Source organism: Amycolatopsis sp. SID8362 (genome assembly GCF_010550475.1).
Taxonomy (GTDB): Bacteria; Actinomycetota; Actinomycetes; order Mycobacteriales; family Pseudonocardiaceae; genus Amycolatopsis; species Amycolatopsis eburnea.
Window position 1 is genome coordinate 1 of the sequence record NZ_JAAGNB010000444.1, and the last position, 6,144, is coordinate 6,144.

At 71.2% G+C, this 6,144-nt stretch carries 9 protein-coding genes; 6 read left to right on the top strand and 3 right to left on the bottom strand.

The features are described from left to right. Both G3I65_RS14045 and G3I65_RS14050 read left to right on the top strand, forming a co-directional pair. The coding region (locus tag G3I65_RS14045; protein ID WP_160696503.1) for an SDR family NAD(P)-dependent oxidoreductase at positions 1 to 628 on the top strand (628 nt) is incomplete at its 5' end. A gap of 48 nt (positions 629 to 676) precedes the next feature. Further along, positions 677 to 931, top strand: coding sequence for a DUF2510 domain-containing protein (locus tag G3I65_RS14050; RefSeq protein ID WP_160696504.1), 255 nt, complete (start codon positions 677 to 679; stop codon positions 929 to 931). 34 nt (positions 932 to 965) lie between these two features. Here G3I65_RS14050 and G3I65_RS14055 read toward each other — a convergent pair whose 3' ends face one another. Both G3I65_RS14055 and G3I65_RS14060 read right to left on the bottom strand, forming a co-directional pair. Then, a complete protein-coding gene (locus G3I65_RS14055; RefSeq protein WP_166640080.1) occupies positions 966 to 1,778 on the bottom strand; it encodes a carbon-nitrogen hydrolase family protein in 813 nt (270 codons plus the stop codon). After that, entirely contained in the window at positions 1,775 to 2,554 is a 780-nt protein-coding gene (locus tag G3I65_RS14060) for a DUF1295 domain-containing protein (RefSeq protein ID WP_160696506.1), read from the bottom strand. The genes G3I65_RS14055 and G3I65_RS14060 overlap by 4 nt, the downstream gene beginning before the upstream one ends. A 30-nt stretch (positions 2,555 to 2,584) precedes the next feature. Here G3I65_RS14060 and G3I65_RS14065 point away from each other — a divergent pair, with 30 nt between their 5' ends. Further along, positions 2,585 to 3,076, top strand: a complete 492-nt coding sequence (locus G3I65_RS14065; protein WP_160696507.1) for an emopamil-binding family protein — start codon at positions 2,585 to 2,587, stop codon at positions 3,074 to 3,076. Between the two features lie 11 nt (positions 3,077 to 3,087). After that, entirely contained in the window at positions 3,088 to 4,299 is a 1,212-nt protein-coding gene (locus G3I65_RS14070) for a threonine synthase (protein WP_160696508.1), read from the top strand. Here the strand turns inward: G3I65_RS14070 and G3I65_RS14075 are convergent. Then, a complete protein-coding gene (locus tag G3I65_RS14075; RefSeq protein ID WP_160696509.1) occupies positions 4,296 to 4,649 on the bottom strand; it encodes an arsenate reductase family protein in 354 nt (117 codons plus the stop codon). The genes G3I65_RS14070 and G3I65_RS14075 overlap by 4 nt on opposite strands. Positions 4,650 to 4,703: 54 nt before the next feature. On the opposite strand from G3I65_RS14075, the gene G3I65_RS14080 reads away from it, so the two are divergent. Both G3I65_RS14080 and G3I65_RS14085 read left to right on the top strand, forming a co-directional pair. Then, positions 4,704 to 5,303, top strand: coding sequence for a TetR/AcrR family transcriptional regulator (locus tag G3I65_RS14080; RefSeq protein WP_163046688.1), 600 nt, complete (start codon positions 4,704 to 4,706; stop codon positions 5,301 to 5,303). Beyond that, on the top strand, positions 5,300 to 5,923 hold the full coding sequence (locus tag G3I65_RS14085; RefSeq protein ID WP_160696510.1) for an enoyl-CoA hydratase/isomerase family protein: 624 nt from the start codon (positions 5,300 to 5,302) through the stop codon (positions 5,921 to 5,923). The genes G3I65_RS14080 and G3I65_RS14085 overlap by 4 nt, the downstream gene beginning before the upstream one ends. The last annotated feature ends 221 nt before the right edge of the window (positions 5,924 to 6,144 follow it).

Genomic DNA, 6,144 nt, shown 5'->3' on the forward strand with positions numbered 1-6,144 from the left:
CGCGGCGCGCGGAGCCGAGGTCGTGTCGGCCATCCGCGAGGCGGGCGGCAAGGCCGACTTCGTGGCGGCCGACCTGACCGACGCCGCGTCGGCCCGCGCCCTCGCCGACCGCGCGCGGGAAGCGGGCGGCCACATCGACGTGCTCGTGAACAACGCGGGCATCTTCCCGACCGGCCCCACGGCTTCGACGGCGGAAGCGGAGTACGACCGCGTCTACGCGATCAACGTGAAGGCGCCGTACTACCTAGTCGCGGAACTGGCCCCGGCGATGGCCGCCCGCGGCCACGGCGCGATCGTCAACGTGTCCACGATGGTCGCGACGCGCGGCATGACGGGCATGGCGCTGTACGGCTCGTCGAAGGCGGCGGTGGAGCTGCTGACCAAGGCGTGGGCGGCGGAGTTCGGCCCGTCCGGCGTCCGGGTCAACGCGGTCAGCCCGGGCCCGACCCGCACCGAAGGCACCGCAGCGTTCGGCGACGGCCTGGACGAGCTGGCGTCGGCGGGCCCAGCGGGCCGGGTGGCCTCCCCGTCGGAAATCGCGGCGGCGATCGCGTTCCTGGTGACGAACGATTCGAGCTTCATTCAGGGTGCGATCCTCCCGGTGGACGGCGGCCGCCTGGCGGTGTGAGCCTCGCCGGGACGGCGTCACCACGGGGGCCTCGTCCGGAAGTCCCTCATGATCGGCACGGCCGGGCTGGTGCGCGGCAGCAGCAAGAAGCAGCGCGTGGCCAAGAAGTCGCTGCGCGAACTGCAGGCGCAAACCCGGCTTCAGCGCGAGGCGCTCAAGCAGCAGGCCGAGGCTTCCGCGCCTCCACCGCCGTCGGCACCCACCGGACCGCCCGCGGGCTGGTACCCGTCACCCCAGCAGCAGGGCGCGACCCAGTGGTGGGACGGCGTCCGGTGGACGGAGCACTTCAAGCCGGCCGGCTAGCCGCCTGGCGGTGTGAGCGCGGCCGGGGACGGTGTCACCGCAGGAAGGTGACACCGTCCCGCGGGCGCTCGTCCACCGTCAGCGAGAAGACGTCCGGCCGCGCGTAATGCCCCGAAACATCCAAGCTCTGCCGCGCCGCCACGATGTCCGCCAAGTCGATCTCCGCCGTGATCAGGCCCTCCGCGTCCCGCAGCGGCCCCGCCAGCACGTCACCCAGCGGGCCCACGATCACACTCCCGCCGCGGAACGGGTCCTCACCCGAGGTCTCGTACGGGCACGCCGAAATCACGAAACACCGGCCCTCGTCCGCGATGTGGCGCATCGACGCCTGCCAGACGTCGCGGTCGTCCGCCGTCGGGGCGCACCAGATCTCCACGCCCTTCGCGTACATCGCCGCCCGGAACAGCGGCATGTGGTTCTCCCAGCAGATCGCCGCGCCCGCCAGGCCGGCCGCGGTCGGGACCGCCGGGAGGGTCGAGCCGTCGCCGCGGCCCCAGGCGAGGCGCTCGCGGGCCGTCGGGACCAGCTTGCGGTGCTTGGCGACCAGACCCAGCGCCGGGTCGAGGAACACCGCCGTGCTGTAGAGCGTCGAGCCGTCGCGCTCGATCACGCCCGCCACCAGGAACGCGCCGGTCCGGGCCGCGAGCCCGGCCAGCGCCGAAACCTCGGGCCCGGGAACCGTCACCGACGCGCCGAAGTACTCCACGAACGGCGTCCGGCCCGGGTACCCGCCGAGGACGGCCTCCGGCAGGACCACCAGGTCGGCACCGCGGATCTCGTCCTCGAACGCCAGGATCCGCTCGACGGGAACGCCCGTCCCGAGCTGCAGGGCCCCGACGACCGTCATCCGCGGGCCGGCCACGGCACCACCGCGGACGTCCGCCGCTGGTAGTCCGCGTACTCCGGGTAGCGCGACTTCGTGATGCTCTCGGTGAACTTCGTCGACCCGACGAACAACAGCGTGAGCAGCACAGCTCCGGCGACCGTCCACTGCGGACCGCCGGCGACGATCCCGAACACCGCGATCACCCACCACTGCGCCTGCTCGAAGAAGAAGTTCGGGTGCCGCGAGTAGCGGAACAGCCCGTCCTGGAGGAACCGCGTCCGCGCGCGGCCCGCGTGCTTCTCGCGGTGGAACGCCCACTGCTGCTGGTCCGCGACCGTCTCACCGGCCAGGAACGCCAGGAAGACCACCGCGACGACGACGTCCGCCACGCCGAACGAGCCCGGGTTCTCCAACGCCGTGTACGCGGGCAGCGTGATCAGCAGCAGGATCGCGTTCTGGTACAGCGAGATGAAGAAGAAGTTGAACACCTGGAACTGCCACGGCGCCATCCGTTCGCGCAGCACCGCCCACCGGTAGTCCTCGCCGCCGGGCGCGTAGCCACCCTTCCGGGCGAAGTTGAACGTCAGCCGGATCCCCCACAGGGTGACCAGCGCGAACATCACGTTCAGCCGCGCGTCGGCGAACCCGGCGGCGCCGGCGAAGATCGCCAGGTACGCGACCGGGACGATCGACCAGATCCGGTCCACCCAGGAGTACTCCCTGGTCAGCACCGACAGCACCCAGGTGCCGAGCGTCACCCCGGCGAAGACGTACAGGCACACCCGCAGCGCGTCCATCCCCTCACAATAGGACTTAGGATCGGCGGCATGAACCTGCCGCTGCGGGAACGGAAGATCGACTTCTTCTTCGCGGTGCTGTTCTCGGTCTTCACGGTGACGTCGCTGATCAGCGACCTGCTGCCGACCGTCGGGGTCGACTTCTCCCGCCCTTCGGGCAACTTCTTCGTGAACTCCAACTACTGGTACGCCCACGACGCCGACCCGCTGTTCATGCACCCGCCGGACTGGATGCGCATCGTCACCGGGCTCTCGGCGTTCGTCTACATGCCGTTCTACGTCGTGCTCGTGATCGCGCTGGTGACCGGGAAGAACTGGATCCAGCTGCCGTCGGTGATCTACGCGACCATGATCGTCACGCTGACCGGCATCGTCGTGTTCGGCGTCGAGTTCTTCGGCGACCCGGCCACCCGCACCGGCAACCCGGCGAAGTTCCTCGCCTTCAACCTGCCCTACGTCCTGGTACCGCTCCTGCTGCTGGCCCGGATGCGCAAACCACTCCCGTTCACCCGCCGTTTCTGACCGGAGGCGCCGTGCCGTACTCGTTCCTCAGCCACCTCGACTGCTCCCGGACCGGCGAGCGCTTCGACGCCGACGCCGTCCAAGGGCTCTCGCCGTCGGGCGCGCCGCTGCTCGCGCGGTACGACCTCGACGGGGTCCGCGAAGCCGTGACGCCGAAGGAGATCGGCGGGCGCGAGCCGACGCTGTGGCGCTACCACGAGGTGCTGCCGGTGCGCTCGCCCGAGCACGTCGTGAGCCTCGGCGAGGGCATGACGCCGTTGCTGCGGCTGCCGCGCTACGGCCGTGAGCTGGGTCTTTCCCGGCTGTGGATGAAGGACGAGGGCCTGGTCCCGACCGGCACGTTCAAGGCGCGCGGCGCCGCGGTCGGCGTCTCGCGGGCGGCCGAGCTGGGCGTGCGCGGGATCGCGATGCCGACGAATGGCAACGCCGGGGCGGCGTGGGCGTTGTACGCGGCTCGCGCCGGGCTGACCAGCCTGATCGCGATGCCGGACGACGCGCCCGCGATCACCATGCGCGAGTGCGTCGCGGCCGGCGCCGAGCTGTACCGCGTGGACGGGCTGATCGGCGACGCGGGCAAGCTCGTCGCCGCCGCGGTTCCGCGTCGCGAAGGCGTCCAGGACGTCTCGACGTTGAAGGAGCCGTACCGCATCGAAGGCAAGAAGACGATGGGGTACGAGATCGCCGAGCAGTTCGGCTGGCGGCTGCCCGACGTCATCCTCTACCCCACCGGCGGCGGGGTCGGCATCATCGGCATCTACAAGGCGCTGCTGGAAATGCGCGAACTGGGCTGGGTGAGCGGCGACCTGCCGAAGCTGGTGGCGGTGCAGGCCACCGGGTGCGCGCCGATCGTGTCCGCGTTCGAGCGTGGCGCCCGGGAAAGCGAGCCGTTCCCGGACGCGCGCACGGTCGCCTTCGGCATCACGGTGCCGAAGGCCATCGGCGATTTCCTCGTGCTGGACGCGGTTTACACGACCGGCGGGACCGCGGTCGCCGTCACCGACGAGGAACTCCTTGCCGCACAACGGGAACTCACCGAGCGCGAAGGCACGTTCGTCTGCCCGGAAGGCGGGGCGTGCTTCGCCGCGCTGCGGCACCTTCGCGAGTCCGGCTGGCTCGAAGGCGACGAAGACGTCGTCGTGCTCAACACCGGCGCCGGGATCAAGTACCCGGAGACGGTGCCGCTCGACGTCCCGCTGCTCGCGAAGACCGACTCGATTCCTTAAAGGACCGAGCGGACCGTTTCGGGGTCGCGGGCGACGACGGTGGTGCCGTCGTCGGCCGTGATGATCGGCCGCTGGATCAGCTTCGGGTGCTCGGCGAGCGCGTCGATCCAGCGGGACCGGTCGTCCGGCGTGCGGCCCCACGTCTTGAGGCCGAGCTCCTTCGCGATCGGCTCGGCGGTGCGCGCGATGTCCCACGGCTCGAGGCCGAGGCGCTCGAGCACCTCGGTCAGCTCCGCCGGCGTCGGCGGGTCTTCGAGGTAACGGCGCACGGTGTACTGCGCGCCCGCTTCGTCCAGCAACGACACCGCGGACCGGCACTTCGAGCACGCCGGGTTGACCCAGATCTCCACGGGCGGCAGCCTACCGGGTTGGTTTTGGAGCAGCTGTTCTGTTACGGTCGCGGCATGCCCAGGCCCCGTGTGCACGACCTCGACGCACTGCTCGACGTCGCCGAACGGCTGGTCGCGACGTCGGGGTACGAGAACGTGACCGTGCGCGGGCTGGCGACGGCCGCGGGCGTGCCGAACGGGACGATCTACCACGCGTTCGGCTCGCTCAGCGAACTGCTCGCCCGGGTCTGGGTGCGCGCGGCGACGGCGTTCCTCGACCTGCAGGAGTCCCTGGTGGACGCCGCTCCGACGCCGGTCGAGGCCGTCGTCGCGGCGGCCGGCACCCCCGCGCTGTTCGCCGCGCAGCGCCCCGACGCGGCGCGGATGCTGCTGAAGGTCCGGGGCGACCGGCTCTTCGGCCCCGAACTGCCCGACGAGCTCGCCGACACCCTGCACGCGCTGGACAAACGGCTGGTCACGCTGCTGGTCCGGCTCGCGCGGCGGCTCTGGGACCGCGGGGACGGCCTGGCCGTGGAGGTCGTCACCACCTGCGTCGTCGACCTGCCGACCGCGTTCTTCCGCCGCGACCTCACCGATCCCCTGGTGCGGGAACGGCTCGCCGCCGCCGTGCGGGCCGTGCTGACCGTGCCACCCCGAGAAAAGGACCGACCATGACCGTTTCCGTGCTCGACCTCGGCGACGACGAGAACCGCTTCTCCCCCGGCTGGCTGCAGCGCGTCCATTCCTTTTTGGACGGAGTGGACGGCGCGCTGGTGACCACCGGCGGCGGCAAGTTCTACTCCAACGGCCTCGACCTCGAATGGCTGACCGCGCACGGCGACCAGGCCCAGCAGTACGTCACCGACGTGCAGGAACTGTTCGCGCGGGTGCTGACGCTGCCGGTGCCGACGGTGGCGGCGGTCAACGGCCACGCGTTCGGCGCGGGCGCGATGCTGGCGATGGCGCACGACTTCCGCGTGATGCGCGCGGATCGCGGCTACTTCTGCTTCCCGGAGGCGGACATCAACATCCCGTTCACGCCGGGGATGGCGGCGCTGATCCAGGGCAAGCTGACCCCGGCGGCGGCGATCGCGTCGATGACCACGGGACGCCGGTTCGGCGGCGCCGACGCGCTGGAAACCGGCCTGGTGGACGAAATCGCGGCCGAGTCCGAACTGGTGAAGGTGGCTTCCGAGCGCGTGCGAGTGCTGGCGGGCAAGGACCGCGGCACGCTGGGCGCGATCAAGGCGACGATGTTCGCCCCGGCGGTGACGGCGCTGCGCACGCCGGCGTAGGCCTCCGGCCCCCGGTTTCCAGCTTACCGGCGGCCACCGACAGTTCCCGGACGACCGGCCCGGCCCGCGCGACTTCGCCGGGACCCTGACCCCGATGCCGTGAATGACTCATTCATGTCGTCGGACGACATGAATGAGTCATTCACGGCTTGGCGACCTCGGCGAGGCGGCGGCGCAGGTGGGCGCGTTCGGGCTCCGTGCCGGCCAGGGCGAGGGCGTCG